16 protein-coding genes, 1 tRNA gene and 1 rRNA gene are annotated in these 16,798 nt (G+C 35.7%); 16 read left to right on the top strand and 2 right to left on the bottom strand.

Translation table 11 applies throughout. The features are described from left to right. Positions 1–4: 4 nt before the first annotated feature. Complete coding sequence (locus PCY12_RS01995) at positions 5–610, bottom strand: Rha family transcriptional regulator (protein WP_301351286.1); 606 nt, start codon at positions 608–610, stop codon at positions 5–7. Between the two features lie 225 nt (positions 611–835). After that, positions 836–1,021, bottom strand: a complete 186-nt coding sequence (locus tag PCY12_RS01990) for a hypothetical protein (RefSeq protein WP_000909284.1) — start codon at positions 1,019–1,021, stop codon at positions 836–838. 141 nt (positions 1,022–1,162) lie between these two features. Between PCY12_RS01990 and PCY12_RS01985 the strand changes: the two genes are divergently transcribed. The 16 genes from PCY12_RS01985 to PCY12_RS01910 form a co-directional block, all read left to right on the top strand. Beyond that, the gene (locus PCY12_RS01985; protein WP_000104073.1) at positions 1,163–1,780 is read left to right on the top strand and encodes a helix-turn-helix transcriptional regulator; all 618 of its coding nucleotides are present in this window, start codon (positions 1,163–1,165) and stop codon (positions 1,778–1,780) included. A gap of 348 nt (positions 1,781–2,128) precedes the next feature. After that, positions 2,129–3,103 carry an Abi family protein gene (locus tag PCY12_RS01980; protein WP_000802143.1) on the top strand — a complete coding sequence of 325 codons (975 nt, stop codon included), beginning with the start codon at positions 2,129–2,131 and terminating at the stop codon, positions 3,101–3,103. Positions 3,104–3,289: 186 nt separating this feature from the next. Continuing rightward, complete coding sequence (locus PCY12_RS01975; protein WP_000704673.1) at positions 3,290–4,456, top strand: site-specific integrase; 1,167 nt, start codon at positions 3,290–3,292, stop codon at positions 4,454–4,456. 119 nt (positions 4,457–4,575) lie between these two features. Beyond that, the gene (gene ychF, locus PCY12_RS01970; RefSeq protein ID WP_004269823.1) at positions 4,576–5,691 is read left to right on the top strand and encodes a redox-regulated ATPase YchF; all 1,116 of its coding nucleotides are present in this window, start codon (positions 4,576–4,578) and stop codon (positions 5,689–5,691) included. Positions 5,692–5,762: 71 nt separating this feature from the next. Then, entirely contained in the window at positions 5,763–6,332 is a 570-nt protein-coding gene (gene pth / locus PCY12_RS01965; RefSeq protein WP_301351283.1) for an aminoacyl-tRNA hydrolase, read from the top strand. Then, positions 6,333–9,836 carry a transcription-repair coupling factor gene (mfd, locus tag PCY12_RS01960; protein WP_301351282.1) on the top strand — a complete coding sequence of 1,168 codons (3,504 nt, stop codon included), beginning with the start codon at positions 6,333–6,335 and terminating at the stop codon, positions 9,834–9,836. A gap of 57 nt (positions 9,837–9,893) precedes the next feature. Continuing rightward, positions 9,894–10,160 carry an RNA-binding S4 domain-containing protein gene (locus PCY12_RS01955; RefSeq protein WP_001234978.1) on the top strand — a complete coding sequence of 89 codons (267 nt, stop codon included), beginning with the start codon at positions 9,894–9,896 and terminating at the stop codon, positions 10,158–10,160. Continuing rightward, positions 10,153–10,521, top strand: a complete 369-nt coding sequence (locus PCY12_RS01950) for a septum formation initiator family protein (RefSeq protein ID WP_000041903.1) — start codon at positions 10,153–10,155, stop codon at positions 10,519–10,521. Before PCY12_RS01955 ends, PCY12_RS01950 begins: the two co-directional genes overlap by 8 nt. Positions 10,522–10,525: 4 nt before the next feature. Continuing rightward, positions 10,526–10,648 carry an SP_0009 family protein gene (locus tag PCY12_RS01945; protein ID WP_000429334.1) on the top strand — a complete coding sequence of 41 codons (123 nt, stop codon included), beginning with the start codon at positions 10,526–10,528 and terminating at the stop codon, positions 10,646–10,648. Further along, a complete protein-coding gene (locus tag PCY12_RS01940) occupies positions 10,641–11,909 on the top strand; it encodes a class A beta-lactamase-related serine hydrolase (RefSeq protein WP_301351280.1) in 1,269 nt (422 codons plus the stop codon). The genes PCY12_RS01945 and PCY12_RS01940 overlap by 8 nt, the downstream gene beginning before the upstream one ends. Further along, positions 11,906–13,183, top strand: a complete 1,278-nt coding sequence (tilS, locus tag PCY12_RS01935; RefSeq protein WP_301351278.1) for a tRNA lysidine(34) synthetase TilS — start codon at positions 11,906–11,908, stop codon at positions 13,181–13,183. The genes PCY12_RS01940 and tilS overlap by 4 nt, the downstream gene beginning before the upstream one ends. A gap of 4 nt (positions 13,184–13,187) precedes the next feature. Beyond that, positions 13,188–13,730: a hypoxanthine phosphoribosyltransferase gene (gene hpt / locus PCY12_RS01930; RefSeq protein ID WP_301351276.1), complete on the top strand. Its 543-nt coding sequence runs from the start codon at positions 13,188–13,190 to the stop codon at positions 13,728–13,730. A gap of 15 nt (positions 13,731–13,745) precedes the next feature. Next, on the top strand, positions 13,746–15,704 hold the full coding sequence (ftsH, locus tag PCY12_RS01925; RefSeq protein ID WP_301351274.1) for an ATP-dependent zinc metalloprotease FtsH: 1,959 nt from the start codon (positions 13,746–13,748) through the stop codon (positions 15,702–15,704). 120 nt (positions 15,705–15,824) lie between these two features. Next, the gene (locus PCY12_RS01920; protein ID WP_301351273.1) at positions 15,825–16,304 is read left to right on the top strand and encodes a sigma-70 family RNA polymerase sigma factor; all 480 of its coding nucleotides are present in this window, start codon (positions 15,825–15,827) and stop codon (positions 16,302–16,304) included. Between the two features lie 93 nt (positions 16,305–16,397). Next, a tRNA-Glu gene (locus tag PCY12_RS01915) sits at positions 16,398–16,469 on the top strand. Positions 16,470–16,712: 243 nt separating this feature from the next. Beyond that, positions 16,713–16,798 (top strand): 16S ribosomal RNA (locus PCY12_RS01910); the annotation flags it as partial.

The following is a 16,798-nucleotide window of genomic DNA, read 5'->3' as shown; positions in this document are numbered from 1 at the left end:
ACTCCTATGCTTTAAAAATTAGTTCTTTAATTTCTGAATATCTCATATTCAAGTTGATCATCGCTATTGCCATATCTTCCAAACGCTGATAGTTTGTCAGTTCCGCGCTTGTTAAACTGTTAATACCGTTTTCACTTTCTCGCTCTTGCATGAGTTGGGCTTTGTTTTTCCCAGTAGCTCCCTTTAGCAATAGGTTTGTAAGAGTGCTATAGGCATGCTTGGGTGCTTTCTCCCATGATTTGATAGCTTCGGTTAAGGTCTTGCGCTTTGGCTTTTCCAGTTCTCTTTGAAGATAGCGTTTAGAAAGTTCCTCACGCATTTCAAAGAATGCTTTGACTAGGTTCATTTTGAATTGCCGTACTGGTTCGGTATTCTTTAGATAAGTGATCAGCAAGGTAGCTTGTTGCTCATTCAGAAGATAGATTTTTTTCGGTTGCCCTCTCTTATCTAATTTATGGATTTTAAATCCAAGTATTCCCAACGCTTCAAAATCAGCTTTATTGTCTCTGACTAAGCGTGTAATAGTATGGTGCTGTACTTCAGCACATTCAGCGATAATCTCGCTCGTAGTATACGGCTCTTTCTTGCCGTCCATGTAAACCAATTCCATTGGTTCGCTCCTTTCTTCTTTTGTCAGTGCTTGCCACCTAAAACAGTACCAAGGTAAAGCATTAAAGTAGGGGAAAATCGGAGAATATGAACCCCTACAAACCCTTGATACTGCTATAGGTAGCAAGCAAATATTTAGCTAGATCCGTTTATCAATCTCCAGTGGTAAAGCACCACATGAGAAATCTATAAATGTAGAGTAGTATTACGATTGGTTCGCTCCTTTCTAATAATCTTCAGCAAGCCACTGCATGGCTTTTTGGTAAATGCTAGGCTTTACTTCGCCTCCGTCTCGGATTTTCCTGTAAGTAATTGGATTCACTCCAATTTCCTCGCTGGCTCTTTTAGCAGTCAAATTCTTGTCCGCTTGCTTTCGGCGAATTGCTTTTGCTTGTGTTGAGGTGATAAGCAATACAGTTCCCTCCTTTCTTATTTGTAAAGTTTATCTTTACTTAGACCAAGTATATAATGTTTTTCTTTACTTGTCAAGAGGAAATAAATAAAAACTTTACAAAAGTTTTTTTAGCGGTTATAATTTAACTGAGGTGATAAAATGTCAACAATAAAAAATAGACTAAAGATTCTAAGAACCAAAGAGGGAATAACTCAAGATGAATTAGCTCAAATAATAAATAAAGAACTAAAAGAAAACGAAAAACCAATATCCAAAATGGTGATATCTAATTGGGAAAATAATAAACATACTATCAAACCAGATAAAGCCCAGCTACTCGCTAACCACTTTGGGGTAAGCGTTGCTCGCTTACTTGGTTATGAAAACAATTTCATTGAATCTGTAAAAAATTTAAGTCAAAAAGATGGCTCTGATGAAGCATTTTTTAAAGCATTTAGAGCATACTATGAACTAAAAATAGCTGATGGTAAAGAGAATTTATTGACTTTAAAAGATGAAGATTTTTTAAGTAAGTATCGTGAAGAAATTTTAAAAAGCCTCATTCCAAATTTTAATGAGTTAAGTAATCGTGAAATAAAAAAATATTTATCAGATGATAGAATCATTAATGAAGCAGATCAGAAGCTAAATGATTTTCTATTTACTCTTGGAACATTGAACCCTCAAGAAACTCAATTACTGGTAGATTTCATATCCCTATCCCCAAAAGATAAGCAAATAGTATTAAACTTATTAAAATCCTTATCTGATAAATAGCACCCTTATTTCTAAGATCTATTGTGCAAAAACAGGGGAAATTGAAGAATAGAAAGCCGATTTTACAGACTAAAGTGCAAAAAACGGCAAAATTGACAAATATAACGGAGAATCATGGACTACGAAACAACACGGAAGGGACATTTTTAGGACGAAAAAAGCGAACTTTCCCAGCGTTGAGATTTTTCGATACTCAAAAATTTTTAAAAAACAAACCAAAAAGATTGACAAAAACTCAAAATTACAGTATTATTAGGCAATGAGAAGAGTTTCTGCTCCCAAGGGAACAGAGTACGCGAAACACCGCCTAGTTCTACTAGGTGGTGTTTTTGTATATAAGGAACATATATGAAACCATTTCAAACATTAGATGAACAAATAAAACTTCTCCAGTCTAGAGGTTTAGAAATAGATAACATAGAAGAATGTAAAAGATACCTTCTAACTAACAACTATTACAACGTCGTCAACGGATATAGTAAGTTTTTTCAAACATCAAAAGATAAATTTATAACTGGTGCAGACTTTAGAGAAATAGCTGCAACACACTTTTACGATAAAGAAATTAAATCAGCTTTTTTAAAAGCAATTATAGATGCAGAAAAACACTTTAAATCCGTACTGGCATATCGTTTTTCAGAAGCATATCCAACACCATACGCTTATCTAGATATTAATAATTTTGAAACACAAAAAGATACAAAAAGGCTAGCACAAATTACTAATTTAATCAGTATATTAGCTAGAATACTCAATGATTATAATAGGGATAAGCAAAACAATTCTATAAAGCACCACTATAAACAACATGGCGTTGTTCCTTTCTGGGTTATCATCAATGAACTTACATTAGGGCAAGCATTTAACTTTTATAGAAATCTAAACACTGATATAAAAAATCAGATAGCTAGAGATTTATCACCATTCTTACAAGAAAATATTGAATACATCCAAAATAGACCTAGTAAAGACCTTTTAAGTGGAAAGGCTTTAGAAAGTATTATTAAAAATATACTAGAAATTAGAAATATCACTGCTCATAATAATAAGCTTTTCAATTATAAATGTCGTGAGAATCTTCCACAATTAGCTTATTTCCACTATTACAATAACAATGCCAATACATCAAGACAATCTGTATATTATGTTTTTCTTGCCTTACAATGCCTACTTGCTTCCACACAATACGCTCAATTACATAACACTATTATTAAAAGAACCAAAGCTCTAAATAAAAAAGCGCACTCCATTGAAGCCGGCATTGTATTGGACACACTTGGATTTCCGAATAATTGGTATAATATCACTGACACATTAAGATAAAACTACTTGTAATATATGGACTTTTCCCAAACCCCATATAAGCCACATATCCGCCTTGTTTCATATTCTGGTACAATTGTCTGACTGCTTAAAATCGAAAATAAGGGGAGGTTCGTAGCTCCTCGCATGGTATAAACTCAAAACCTTTTCTAATTGCTTGCCTGCTGATGGAAAAGGAGTAAAACCATGAAAATTACAGAATACAAAAAGAAAGATGGATCAGTAGTTTACCGTTCCAGCGTTTATCTTGGTATCGATACCGTAACAGGTAAGAAAGTCAAGACAACTATTTCAGACAGAACCAAGAACAGACTCAAAAGCAAGGCTATCCAAGCCAAGGTAGAGTTTGAAAAAAACGGCTCAACAGTCACAAAAACCGTTAATGTTACCACCTATCAGGAATTGACGAAACTCTGGCTAGAAAATTATTGCCATACAGTCAAACATAGCACCCTTATAGGGGCAAAAAACAACATAAAAAAGTATCTCCTACCAGCCTTTGGAGACTACAAGTTGGATAAGCTGACACCCCCAATCATTCAGCACCAGGTAAACCAGTGGGCAATAGATTACAATCAACTAGGAAAAGGTTATCAGCAATATAACCAGCTCCATGCCTTAAATAAACGCATATTATCCTATGCCGTTTCCTTGCAAGTCATTGCTTCAAATCCAGCTAGTGATATCATCGTCCCACGTCGCAAACCCAAAGAAGGGAAAAAACTGAAATATCTGGATGACGACAATTTAAAAAAATTCTTAGATTATCTGGATCAGTTGCCAAACACTTATAAAAATTTCTCCGATACGGTGTTATATAAGACACTTCTAGCGACTGGTTTGCGTATTCGTGAGTGTCTAGCCTTGAAATGGTCTGATATTGACCTACAAAACGGTAACATTTCAGTTACCAAGACTTTAAACACCCTCAAGGAAATCACTAGCCCTAAAAGTAAAAGTAGTATTAGAGAAATAGCTCTGGATACCAAAACGGTACTCATGCTTCGGCTCTATAAAGCAAGACAATCCCAAATAGGTAGGGAAATAGGGGTAACTTTTGAAAAAGTGTTCTCTGATACCTTTGACAATTATAGAGAAGCTGGAGCGCTCAGATTCAGACTAGAAAAGCATTTAAAACTGGCTGGATGTCCTCATTTAAGTTTCCACGCTTTTCGACACACCCACGCTAGTCTATTGCTCAATGCAGGACTTCCTTACAAAGAAATCCAAACACGGCTAGGCCATGCAAAACTTTCTATGACTATGGACATCTATAGCCACCTATCCAAAGACAATAAGAAAAAGGCGACTTCCTTTTATGAAAAAGCCATTGAGAATTTACAAAGTTCCTAAAAAGTTCTTAAAATTCATCATTAAGGGACAAAAAACGGCTATATCAAGGGGTTTCAGCTTTTTCTCACATTTTGTGTTATAATATTAGGGATTGAAATGAAAACGGAGAATGAGAAAATATGGCTTTAACAGCAGGTATCGTTGGTTTGCCAAACGTTGGTAAATCAACACTATTTAATGCAATTACAAAAGCAGGAGCAGAGGCAGCTAACTACCCATTTGCGACTATTGACCCAAACGTTGGAATGGTGGAAGTTCCAGATGAACGTCTACAAAAATTGACTGAAATGATTACTCCTAAAAAGACAGTTCCAACAACATTTGAATTTACAGATATCGCAGGAATTGTAAAAGGAGCTTCAAAAGGAGAAGGGCTAGGGAATAAATTCTTGGCTAATATCCGTGAAGTAGATGCGATTGTTCATGTAGTTCGTGCTTTTGATGATGAAAATGTAATGCGTGAGCAAGGACGTGAAGACGCCTTTGTAGATCCACTTGCAGATATTGATACAATTAATCTGGAATTGATTCTTGCTGACTTAGAATCAGTGAACAAACGATATGCGCGTGTAGAAAAGATGGCACGTACGCAAAAAGATAAAGAATCTGTAGCAGAATTTAATGTTCTTCAAAAGATTAAACCAGTCCTTGAAGATGGAAAATCAGCTCGTACAATCGAATTTACAGACGAGGAACAAAAGGTTGTAAAAGGTCTCTTCCTTTTGACAACTAAACCAGTTCTTTATGTTGCTAATGTGGACGAGGATGTGGTTTCAGAACCTGACTCTATCGACTATGTCAAACAAATTCGTGAATTTGCAGCGACAGAAAATGCTGAAGTAGTCGTTATTTCTGCGCGTGCTGAGGAAGAAATTTCTGAGTTAGACGATGAAGACAAGCAAGAGTTTCTTGAAGCTCTTGGGTTGACAGAATCAGGCGTTGATAAGTTGACTCGTGCAGCTTACCACTTGCTTGGACTGGGAACTTACTTTACAGCTGGTGAAAAAGAAGTTCGCGCTTGGACCTTCAAACGTGGTATGAAGGCTCCACAAGCAGCTGGTATTATCCACTCAGACTTTGAAAAAGGCTTTATCCGTGCAGTAACCATGTCATATGAGGATCTAGTGAAATACGGATCTGAAAAGGCCGTAAAAGAAGCTGGACGTTTGCGTGAAGAAGGTAAAGAATATATCGTTCAAGACGGCGATATCATGGAATTCCGCTTTAATGTCTAAAAATTTAATAAATAGTGTCAATTAGGTTGGAAAAAAATTCCAACCCTTTTGGCTTTTGAAAGGAAAAATAAATGACCAAATTACTTGTAGGCTTGGGAAATCCAGGGGATAAATATTTTGAAACAAAACACAATGTTGGTTTTATGTTGATTGACCAACTAGCGAGGAAACAGAATGTCACTTTTACACACGATAAGATATTTCAAGCTGACCTAGCATCCTTTTTCCTAAATGGAGAAAAAATTTATCTTGTCAAACCAACGACCTTTATGAATGAAAGTGGAAAAGCAGTTCATGCTTTATTGACTTACTATGGTTTGGATATTGAAGATTTACTCATCATTTACGATGATCTTGACATGGAAGTTGGAAAGATTCGTTTAAGAGCAAAAGGCTCAGCAGGTGGTCACAATGGTATCAAGTCTATTATTCAACATATTGGAACCCAAACCTTTAATCGTGTTAAGATTGGAATCGGAAGACCTAAAAATGGAATATCAGTTGTTAACCATGTTTTGAGTAAGTTTGACAAGGATGATTATATTGGTATTTTACAGTCTATTGACAAAGTTGACGGCTCTGTAAACTACTATTTACAAGAGAAAAACTTTGAAAAAACGATGCAGAGGTATAACGGATAAATGGTGACCTTATTAGATTTATTCTCAGAAAATGATCAGATTAAAAAATGGCATCTAAATCTGACAGATAAGAAAAGACAATTAATGTTAGGCTTGTCAACTTCTACAAAAGCTTTAGCAATTGCTAGTAGTTTGAGACAGGAAGATAAGATTGTGTTGTTGACGTCAACTTATGGAGAAGCAGAAGGACTTGTTAGTGATCTTATATCTGTCTTGGGTGAGGAACTTGTCTATCCATTTTTGGTAGATGACTACCCTATGGTCGAGTTTTTGATATCTTCACAAGAAAAAATCATTTCACGGGTTGAAGCCTTGCGTTTTTTGACTGATTCCTCTAAGAGAGGGATTTTAGTTTGTAATATCGCAGCAAGTCGATTGATTTTACCGTCTCCCAATGTATTCAAAGATAGTGTTGTAAAAATCTCAGTTGGTGAAGAATATGACCAAAACACACTTATCCATCAGTTAAAAGAAATCGGCTATCGAAAGGTTACACAAGTACAAACTCAGGGCGAATTTAGTCTTCGAGGAGATATTTTAGATATTTTTGAAATATCCCAGTTAGAACCTTGCCGAATTGAGTTTTTTGGTGATGAAGTAGATGGTATCAGGTCGTTTGAAGTTGAAACACAATTATCAAAAGAAAATCAGACAGAACTCACAATCTTTCCAGCTAGCGACATACTTTTGAGAGAAAAGGATTATCAACGAGGTCAGTCAGCTTTAGAAAAACAAATTTCAAAAACGCTATCACCTATTTTAAAATCATACTTAGAAGAAATTCTTTCAAGTTTTCACCAAAAACAAATTCATTCTGATTCCCGGAAATTTTTATCTTTGTGTTATGACAAGATATGGACTGTTTTTGACTATATTGAAAAAGATACCCCAATATTCTTTGATGATTATCAAAAATTAATGAATCAGTATGAAGTATTTGAAAGAGAATTAGCGCAGTACTTTACAGAAGAATTACAGAATAGTAAAGCATTTTCTGATATGCAGTATTTTGCTGATATTGAACAAATCTATAAAAAACAAAGTCCAGTGACCTTTTTCTCTAATCTTCAAAAAGGTTTAGGAAATCTCAAATTTGACAAAATTTATCAATTCAATCAATATCCTATGCAGGAATTTTTCAATCAATTTTCTTTTCTAAAAGAAGAAATTGAACGATACAAAAAAATGGATTACACCATTATTCTGCAGTCTAGCAATTCAATGGGAAGTAAAACATTGGAGGATGTGTTAGAGGAATATCATATTAAATTGGATTCTAGAGATAAGTCAAGAATCTGTCAAGAATCTGTAAACTTAATCGAGGGTAATCTCAGACATGGTTTTCATTTTGTAGATGAAAAGATTTTATTGATAACTGAACATGAGATTTTTCAAAAGAAATTGAAACGTCGTTTTCGAAGACAACATGTTTCAAACGCAGAGAGATTAAAAGATTACAATGAACTTGAAAAAGGGGACTACGTTGTCCATCATATCCATGGGATTGGTCAATATTTAGGAATTGAAACAATTGAAATCAAGGGAATTCATCGCGATTATGTCAGTGTCCAATACCAAAATGGTGATCAAATTTCTATCCCCGTGGAACAGATTCATCTACTGTCCAAATATATTTCAAGTGATGGTAAAGCTCCAAAACTCAATAAATTAAATGACGGTCATTTTAAAAAGGCCAAGCAAAAAGTTAAGAACCAGGTAGAGGATATAGCTGATGATTTAATCAAACTTTATTCTGAACGCAGCCAGTTGAAGGGTTTTGCTTTTTCAGCTGATGATGAAGATCAACATGCTTTTGATGATGCCTTTCCTTATGTTGAAACGGATGATCAACTTCGTAGTGTTGAGGAAATCAAGAGAGATATGCAGGCTTCTCAGCCAATGGATCGACTTTTAGTTGGGGATGTTGGTTTTGGAAAGACTGAAGTTGCTATGCGTGCAGCCTTTAAGGCAGTCAATGATCACAAACAGGTTGTCGTTCTAGTTCCAACGACGGTTTTAGCGCAACAGCACTATACGAATTTTAAGGAACGATTCCAAAATTTTGCAGTTAATATTGATGTATTGAGTCGTTTTAGAAGTAAAAAAGAGCAGACCGAAACACTTGAAAAATTGAAAAACGGTCAAGTTGATATTTTGATTGGAACTCATCGTGTTTTGTCAAAAGATGTTGTGTTTGCTGATTTAGGCTTGATGATTATTGATGAGGAACAGCGATTTGGTGTCAAGCATAAGGAAACCTTGAAAGAACTGAAAAAACAAGTAGATGTCCTGACCTTGACAGCAACGCCAATTCCTCGTACCCTTCACATGTCTATGCTGGGAATCAGAGATTTGTCTGTTATTGAAACTCCGCCGACTAATCGTTATCCTGTTCAGACATATGTTTTGGAAAAGAATTATAGTGTCATTCGTGATGCGGTCTTGCGTGAAATGGAGCGTGGAGGTCAAGTTTACTACCTTTACAACAAAGTTGACACGATTGACCAGAAGGTTTCCGAATTACAGGAGTTGATTCCAGAGGCTTCTATTGGTTATGTTCATGGTCGCATGAGTGAAATCCAGTTGGAAAATACTCTATTAGACTTTATTGAGGGACAATACGATATTTTGGTGACAACTACCATTATTGAGACAGGAGTGGACATTCCAAATGCCAATACTTTATTTATTGAAAATGCGGACCATATGGGCTTGTCAACCTTGTATCAGTTAAGAGGAAGAGTCGGTCGTAGTAATCGTATTGCTTATGCCTATCTAATGTATCGTCCAGAAAAATCAATTAGTGAAGTCTCTGAGAAGAGATTAGAAGCGATTAAAGGATTTACAGAATTGGGATCCGGATTTAAGATTGCTATGCGAGATCTTTCGATTCGTGGAGCAGGGAATCTCCTAGGAAAATCCCAGTCTGGTTTCATTGATTCTGTTGGTTTTGAATTGTATTCGCAGTTACTAGAGGAAGCTATTGCTAAACGACATGGTAATGGGAATACAAGAACCAAAGGTAATGCCGAATTGATTTTACAAATTGATGCCTATCTTCCTGATACTTATATTTCTGATCAACGACATAAGATTGAAATTTACAAGAAAATTCGTCAAATTGACAACCGTGTCAATTATGAAGAGTTACAAGAGGAGTTGATAGACCGTTTTGGAGAATACCCAGATGTAGTAGCATATCTTTTAGAGATTGGTTTAGTCAAGTCATATTTGGACAAGGTCTTTGTTCAACGTGTGGAAAGAAAAGATAATAAAATTACAGTTCAATTTGAAAAAGTCACTCAACGACTGTTTTTAGCTCAAGATTATTTTAAAGCTTTATCCGCAACGAACTTAAAAGCAGGCATCGCTGAGAATAAGGGATCAATGGAGCTTGTATTTGATGTCCAAAATAAGAAAGATTATGAAATTTTAGAAGGTCTGCTGATTTTTGGAGAAAGTTTATTAGAAATAAAAGAGTCGAAGAAAGAAAATTCCATTTGATATTTTTCTTCTATAAAATAGATAAAAATGGTACAATAATAAGTTGAGGTAATAAGGATGAGATTAGACAAATATTTAAAAGTATCGCGAATTATCAAGCGTCGTACAGTCGCAAAAGAAGTAGCAGATAAAGGCAGAATCAAGGTGAATGGAATCTTGGCCAAAAGTTCAACGGATTTGAAAGTTAATGACCAAGTTGAAATTCGATTTGGCAATAAGTTGCTACTTGTCAAAGTACTAGAGATGAAAGATAGTACAAAAAAAGAAGATGCAGCAGGCATGTATGAAATTATCAGTGAAACACGGGTAGAAGAAAATGTCTAAAAATATTGTACAATTGAATAATTCTTTTATTCAAAATGAACACCAACGCCGTCGCTACCTGATGAAAGAACGGCAAAAACGGAATCGTTTTATGGGGTGGGTATTGATTTTGATTATGCTGTTATTTATTTTGCCAACTTTTAATTTAGCGCAGAGCTATCAGCAATTACTCCAAAGACGTCAGCAACTAGCAGACTTGCAAACTCAGTATCAGACTTTGAGTGATGAAAAGGATAAGGAGACAGCATTTGCTACCAAGTTGAAAGATGAGGATTATGCTGCCAAATATACACGAGCGAAGTACTATTATTCTAAGTCGAGGGAAATAGTTTATACGATTCCTGACTTGCTTCAAAGGTGATAAAATGGAAAATTTATTAGACGTAATTGAGCAATTTTTGAGTCTATCGGATGAAAAGCTGGAAGAGTTGGCTGATAAAAATCAATTATTGCGTTTACAAGAAGAAAAGGAAAGGAAGAATGCGTAAATTCTTAATTATTTTGTTGCTACCGAGTTTTTTGACCATTTCAAAAGTTGTTAGCACAGAAAAAGAAGTCGTCTATACTTCGAAAGAAATTTATTACCTTTCACAATCTGACTTTGGTATTTATTTTAGAGAAAAGCTAAGTTCTCCTATGGTTTATGGAGAAGTTCCTGTCTATGCGAATGAAGATTTAGTAGTGGAATCTGGAAAATTGACTCCTAAAACAAGTTTTCAAATAACTGAGTGGCGCTTAAATAAACAAGGAATTCCGGTATTTAAGCTATCAAATCATCAATTTATAGCTGCGGACAAACGATTTTTATATGATCAGTCAGAGGTGACTCCAACAATCAAAAAAGTATGGTTAGAATCTGACTTTAAACTGTATAATAGCCCTTATGATTTAAAAGAAGTGAAATCATCCTTATCAGCTTATTCGCAAGTATTAATCGACAAGACCATGTTTGTAGAAGGAAGAGAATTTCTACATATTGATCAGGCTGGATGGGTAGCTAAAGAATCAACTTCTGAAGAAGATAATCGGATGAGTAAGGTCCAAGAAATGTTATCGGAAAAATATCAGAAGGATTCATTCTCTATTTATGTTAAGCAACTGACTACTGGAAAAGAAGCTGGTATCAATCAAGATGAAAAGATGTATGCAGCTAGTGTTTTGAAACTCCCTTATCTCTATTATGCGCAAGAAAAAATAAATGAGGGTCTTTATCAGTTAGATACGACTGTAAAATACGTATCTGAAGTCAATGATTTTCCAGGTTCTTATAAACCAGAGGGAAGTGGTAGTCTTCCTAAAAAAGAGGATAATAAAGAGTATTCTCTCAAGGACTTAATCACAAAAGTATCAAAAGAATCGGATAATGTAGCTCATAACATATTGGGATATTACATTTCAAACCAATCTGATGCCGCATTCAAATCTAAGATGTCTGCTATTATGGGGGATGATTGGGATTCAAAAGAAAAATTGATTTCTTCCAAGATGGCCGGGAAGGTCATGGAAGCTATTTATAATCAAAATGGATTTGTGCTAGAGTCTTTGACTAAAACAGATTTTGATAATCAGCGAATTGCCAAAGGTGTTTCTGTGAAGGTAGCTCATAAAATTGGGGATGCGGATGAATTTAAGCATGATACGGGTGTTGTCTATGCAGATTCTCCATTTATTCTTTCTATTTTCACTAAGAATTCTGATTATGATACAATTTCTCAGATAGCTCAGGATGTTTATGAGGTTCTAAAATGAGGGAACAAGATTTTTTAAATCATTTTCTCAAGAAGGGATATTTCAAAAATCATACTAAGGTGGTGCTAGCTCTTTCTGGTGGGTTAGATTCTATGTTTCTATTTAAGGTATTATCTACTTATCAAAAAGAGTTAGAAATTGAACTGATTTTAGCACATGTGAATCATAAGCAGAGAGTAGAATCAGATTGGGAAGAAAAGGAATTAAGGAAGTTGGCTGCTGAAGCTGGACTTCCTATTTATGTCAGCAATTTTTCAGGAGAATTTTCAGAAGCGCGTGCTCGACATTTTCGTTATGATTTTTTTCAAGAGGTCATGAAAAAGACAGGTGCGACAGCCTTAGTCACTGCCCACCATGCGGATGACCAGGTGGAAACGATTTTGATGCGTTTGATTCGAGGAACTCGTTTGCGCTACCTATCAGGAATTAAGGAGAAGCAAGTAGTCGGAGATATAGAACTTATTCGGCCCTTCTTGCATTTCCATAAAAAAGACTTTCCACCAATTTTTCACTTTGAAGATATATCAAATCAGGAAAATCATTATTTTCGCAATCGTATTCGAAACTCTTATTTACCAGAATTAGAAAAAGAAAATCCTAGATTTAGAGATGCAATCTTAAGTATCGGAAATGAAATTTTAGATTATGACTTAGCTATAGCTGAATTATCAAAGAATATTGATGTAGAAAATTTAGAGCAGCTATTGTCTTACTCTGAGTCTACACAAAGAGTTTTACTTCAAACTTATCTGAATCGTTTTCCAGATTTGAATCTCACAAAAGCTCAGTTTGAAGAAGTTAGACAAATTTTAAAAATTAAAAGCCAGTATCGTCATCCACTTAAAAATGGCTATGAATTGATAAAAGAGTACCAACATTTTCAGATTTGTAAAATCAGTCCGCAGGCTGATGAAAAGGAAGATGAACTTGTGTTACACTATCAAAATCAGGTATCTTACCAAGGTTATTTATTTTCCTTTGGACTTCCTTTAGAAGGTGAATTAATTCAGCAGGTACCTGTTTCACGGGAAACATCCATACACATTCGTCATCGAAAAACAGGAGATTTTTTGATTCAAAATGGGCATAGAAAAAAACTTAGACGTCTATTTATTGATTTGAAAATCCCTATGGAAAAGCGAAAATCAGCTCTGATTATTGAGCAATTTGGTGAAATTGTCTCAATTTTTGGAATTGCGACCAGTAATTTGAGTAAAAACACGAAAAATGATATAATGAACACTGTACTTTATATAGAAAAAATAGATAGGTAAAAAAATGTTAGAAAACGATATTAAAAAAATCCTCGTTTCACACGATGAAATTACAGAAGCTGCTAAAAAATTAGGTACTCAATTAACCAAAGACTATGCAGGAAAAAATCCAATTTTAGTTGGGATTTTAAAAGGATCTATTCCTTTTATGGCTGAATTGGTCAAACATATTGATACACATATTGAAATGGACTTTATGATGGTTTCTAGCTACCATGGTGGAACAGCAAGTAGTGGTGTCATCAATATCAAGCAAGATGTAACTCAAGATATCAAAGGAAGACATGTTCTATTTGTAGAAGATATCATTGATACAGGTCAAACTTTGAAGAATTTGCGAGATATGTTTATTGCAAGAGAAGCAGCTTCTGTTAAGATTGCAACCTTGTTGGATAAACCAGAAGGACGTGTTGTAGAAATTGAGGCAGACTATACCTGCTTTACGATCCCAAATGAATTTGTAGTAGGTTATGGTTTAGACTACAAAGAAAATTATCGTAACCTTCCTTATGTTGGAGTATTGAAAGAAGAAGTGTATTCAAATTAGAAAGAACAATTTTTAATGAAAAAACAAAATAATGGTTTAATTAAAAATCCATTTCTATGGTTATTACTTATTTTTTTCCTAGTTACAGCTTACCAGTATTTTAGTACAGGTAGTGTTGCAGGGAAAAGTGAGCAAATTAATTATACAGAATTGGTAAAAGAAATTACCGATGACAATGTAAAAGAATTAACCTACCAACCAAATGGTAGTGTTATCGAAGTTTCGGGTGTTTATAAAAATCCTAAAACAAGTAAAGAAGAAACAGGTATCCAGTTCTTTTCTCCTTCTGCTACAACAGTAGAGAAATTTTCAAGTATTATTCTTCCCTCCGATACCACAGTATCAGAATTGCAAAAACTTGCTTCGGACCATAAAGCAGAAGTAACTATTAAGCATGAAAGTTCAAGTGGTATGTGGATTAATCTACTCGTATCCATTGTGCCATTTGGAATTCTATTCTTCTTCCTATTCTCTATGATGGGAAATATGGGGGGAGGCAATGGTCGTAACCCGATGAGTTTTGGACGTAGTAAGGCTAAAGCTGCAAATAAAGAAGATATTAAAGTAAGATTTTCAGATGTTGCTGGAGCTGAGGAAGAAAAACAAGAACTAGTTGAAGTTGTTGAATTCTTAAAAGATCCAAAACGATTTACAAAACTTGGAGCCCGGATTCCAGCAGGTGTTCTTTTGGAGGGACCTCCGGGAACAGGTAAGACATTGCTTGCTAAGGCAGTCGCCGGAGAAGCAGGCGTTCCATTCTTTAGTATCTCAGGTTCTGACTTTGTAGAAATGTTTGTCGGAGTTGGAGCTAGTCGTGTTCGTTCTCTTTTTGAAGATGCCAAAAAAGCAGCACCAGCTATCATCTTTATCGATGAAATTGATGCTGTTGGACGTCAACGTGGAGTTGGTCTTGGCGGAGGAAATGACGAACGTGAACAAACTTTGAACCAACTCTTGATTGAGATGGATGGTTTTGAGGGAAATGAAGGGATTATCGTCATCGCTGCTACAAACCGTTCAGATGTACTTGACCCTGCCCTCTTGCGTCCAGGACGTTTTGATAGAAAAGTATTGGTTGGCCGTCCTGATGTTAAGGGGCGCGAAGCAATCTTGAAAGTTCATGCTAAGAACAAGCCTTTAGCAGAAGATGTTGATTTGAAATTAGTTGCTCAACAAACTCCAGGCTTTGTTGGTGCTGATTTAGAGAATGTCTTGAATGAAGCAGCCTTGGTTGCCGCTCGTCGCAATAAATCGATAATTGATGCTTCAGATATTGATGAAGCAGAAGATAGAGTGATTGCTGGACCTTCTAAGAAAGATAAGACAGTTTCACAAAAAGAACGTGAATTGGTTGCCTACCATGAGGCAGGACATACCATTGTTGGTCTAGTCTTGTCGAATGCCCGTGTTGTTCATAAGGTTACAATTGTACCAAGAGGTCGTGCAGGTGGTTACATGATTGCACTTCCTAAAGAGGATCAAATGCTTCTATCCAAAGAAGATATGAAAGAGCAATTGGCTGGCTTAATGGGTGGACGTGTAGCTGAAGAAATTATCTTTAATGTCCAAACGACAGGAGCTTCAAACGACTTTGAACAGGCGACACAAATGGCGCGTGCAATGGTTACAGAGTACGGTATGAGTGAAAAACTTGGTCCAGTTCAATATGAAGGAAATCATGCCATGTTTGGTGCACAAAGCCCTCAAAAATCAATTTCAGAACAAACAGCTTATGAAATTGACGAAGAGGTTCGTTCATTATTGAATGAGGCACGAAATAAAGCTGCTGAAATTATTCAGTCAAATCGTGAAACTCACAAGTTGATTGCAGAAGCATTATTGAAATACGAAACATTGGATAGTACACAAATTAAAGCTCTTTATGAAACAGGAAAGATGCCTGAAACCGTAGAAGAGGAGTCTCATGCATTATCTTATGATGAAGTAAAGTCAAAAATGAATGACGAAAAATAACCCAAAGAGAGGCTTGTCCTCTCTTTTTTGTGCGGTTGAGGCGGTAAAGGGTGCAGAATGGCTGAAATGTGCCAAAAGTGTATTTGAATCTGTTAGACTGTAAACAGAAAGGGGAAAAGAATGATTAAAGAATTGTATGAAGAAGTCCAGGGGAGTGTAGATAAGTGTAGAAATGAATATTACCTTCATTTATGGGAGCTATCGGATTGGAACCAAGAGGGTATGATTTGCTTACATGAATTGATTAGTAGAGAAGAAGAATTGGTAGAAGATATCCCTCGTTTAAGGCAATATTTCAAAACAAAATTCCGAAATCGAATTTTAGACTATATCCGTAAGCAAGAAAGCCACAAACGAAGATATAATAAAGAACCTTATGAAGAAGTGGGTGAGATCAGTCATCGTATAAGTGAGGGCGGTCTCTGGCTAGATGACTATTATCTCTTTCATGAAACATTATGGAGGTATAGAAAGGAACAAAGTAAAGAAAAACAAGAAGAATTAGAACGTGTTTTAAGAAATGAATATTTTCGAGGACGTCAAAGAGTATTGAGGGATTTACGCATTGTGTTTAAGGAGTTTGATATCCGTACTCATTAGGAAGTCATACAAAAAAAATGAAAAAAATTAGAAAAAGGTGTTGACAAAGTTTAAAAAGCCTGTATAATAGTAAGAGTTGAAAATAACAACTCTGGTCCGTTGGTCAAGGGGTTAAGACACCGCCTTTTCACGGCGGTAACACGGGTTCGAATCCCGTACGGACTATGGTATGTTGCGGTAGGAACACTTGATGAAAAAAAGATTAAAAAAGTTTCAAAAAAGTGTTGACAAGCGAAAGCGGCTGTGATATACTAAACTAGTTGTCGCTTGAAAGCGGCGAGTGACAAAGACCTTTGAAAACTGAACAAGACGAACCAATGTGCAGGGCACTACAACCAAGGTTGTAGTACTGAACAATGAAAAAAACAATAAATCTGTCAGTGACAGAAATGAGTGAGAACTCAAACTTTTAATGAGAGTTTGATCCTGGCTCAGGACGAACGCTGGCGGCGTGCCTAATACATGCAAGTAGAACGCTGAAGGAGGAGCTTGCT

The sequence above is a fragment of the Streptococcus sp. SPS1 genome (genome assembly GCF_030439915.1).
In the GTDB taxonomy this organism is placed as follows: Bacteria; Bacillota; Bacilli; order Lactobacillales; family Streptococcaceae; genus Streptococcus.
This window is presented reverse-complemented; position numbering and strand designations above follow the sequence as displayed.

Bases quoted from the DNA above. Each gene is read 5' to 3' on its own strand.
- tilS (WP_301351278.1), top strand. From the start codon at position 11,906: ATGAGGGAACAAGATTTTTTAAATCATTTTCTCAAGAAGGGATATTTC.
- mfd (WP_301351282.1), top strand. From the start codon at position 6,333: ATGGTGACCTTATTAGATTTATTCTCAGAAAATGATCAGATTAAAAAA.
- ychF (WP_004269823.1), top strand. From the start codon at position 4,576: ATGGCTTTAACAGCAGGTATCGTTGGTTTGCCAAACGTTGGTAAATCA.
- PCY12_RS01955 (WP_001234978.1), top strand. From the start codon at position 9,894: ATGAGATTAGACAAATATTTAAAAGTATCGCGAATTATCAAGCGTCGT.
- PCY12_RS01945 (WP_000429334.1), top strand. From the start codon at position 10,526: ATGGAAAATTTATTAGACGTAATTGAGCAATTTTTGAGTCTATCGGAT.
- pth (WP_301351283.1), top strand. From the start codon at position 5,763: ATGACCAAATTACTTGTAGGCTTGGGAAATCCAGGGGATAAATATTTT.
- PCY12_RS01920 (WP_301351273.1), top strand. From the start codon at position 15,825: ATGATTAAAGAATTGTATGAAGAAGTCCAGGGGAGTGTAGATAAGTGT.
- ftsH (WP_301351274.1), top strand. From the start codon at position 13,746: ATGAAAAAACAAAATAATGGTTTAATTAAAAATCCATTTCTATGGTTA.
- PCY12_RS01975 (WP_000704673.1), top strand. From the start codon at position 3,290: ATGAAAATTACAGAATACAAAAAGAAAGATGGATCAGTAGTTTACCGT.
- PCY12_RS01940 (WP_301351280.1), top strand. From the start codon at position 10,641: ATGCGTAAATTCTTAATTATTTTGTTGCTACCGAGTTTTTTGACCATT.
- PCY12_RS01985 (WP_000104073.1), top strand. From the start codon at position 1,163: ATGTCAACAATAAAAAATAGACTAAAGATTCTAAGAACCAAAGAGGGA.
- hpt (WP_301351276.1), top strand. From the start codon at position 13,188: ATGTTAGAAAACGATATTAAAAAAATCCTCGTTTCACACGATGAAATT.
- PCY12_RS01980 (WP_000802143.1), top strand. From the start codon at position 2,129: ATGAAACCATTTCAAACATTAGATGAACAAATAAAACTTCTCCAGTCT.
- PCY12_RS01950 (WP_000041903.1), top strand. From the start codon at position 10,153: ATGTCTAAAAATATTGTACAATTGAATAATTCTTTTATTCAAAATGAA.
- PCY12_RS01995 (WP_301351286.1), bottom strand. From the start codon at position 610: ATGGAATTGGTTTACATGGACGGCAAGAAAGAGCCGTATACTACGAGC.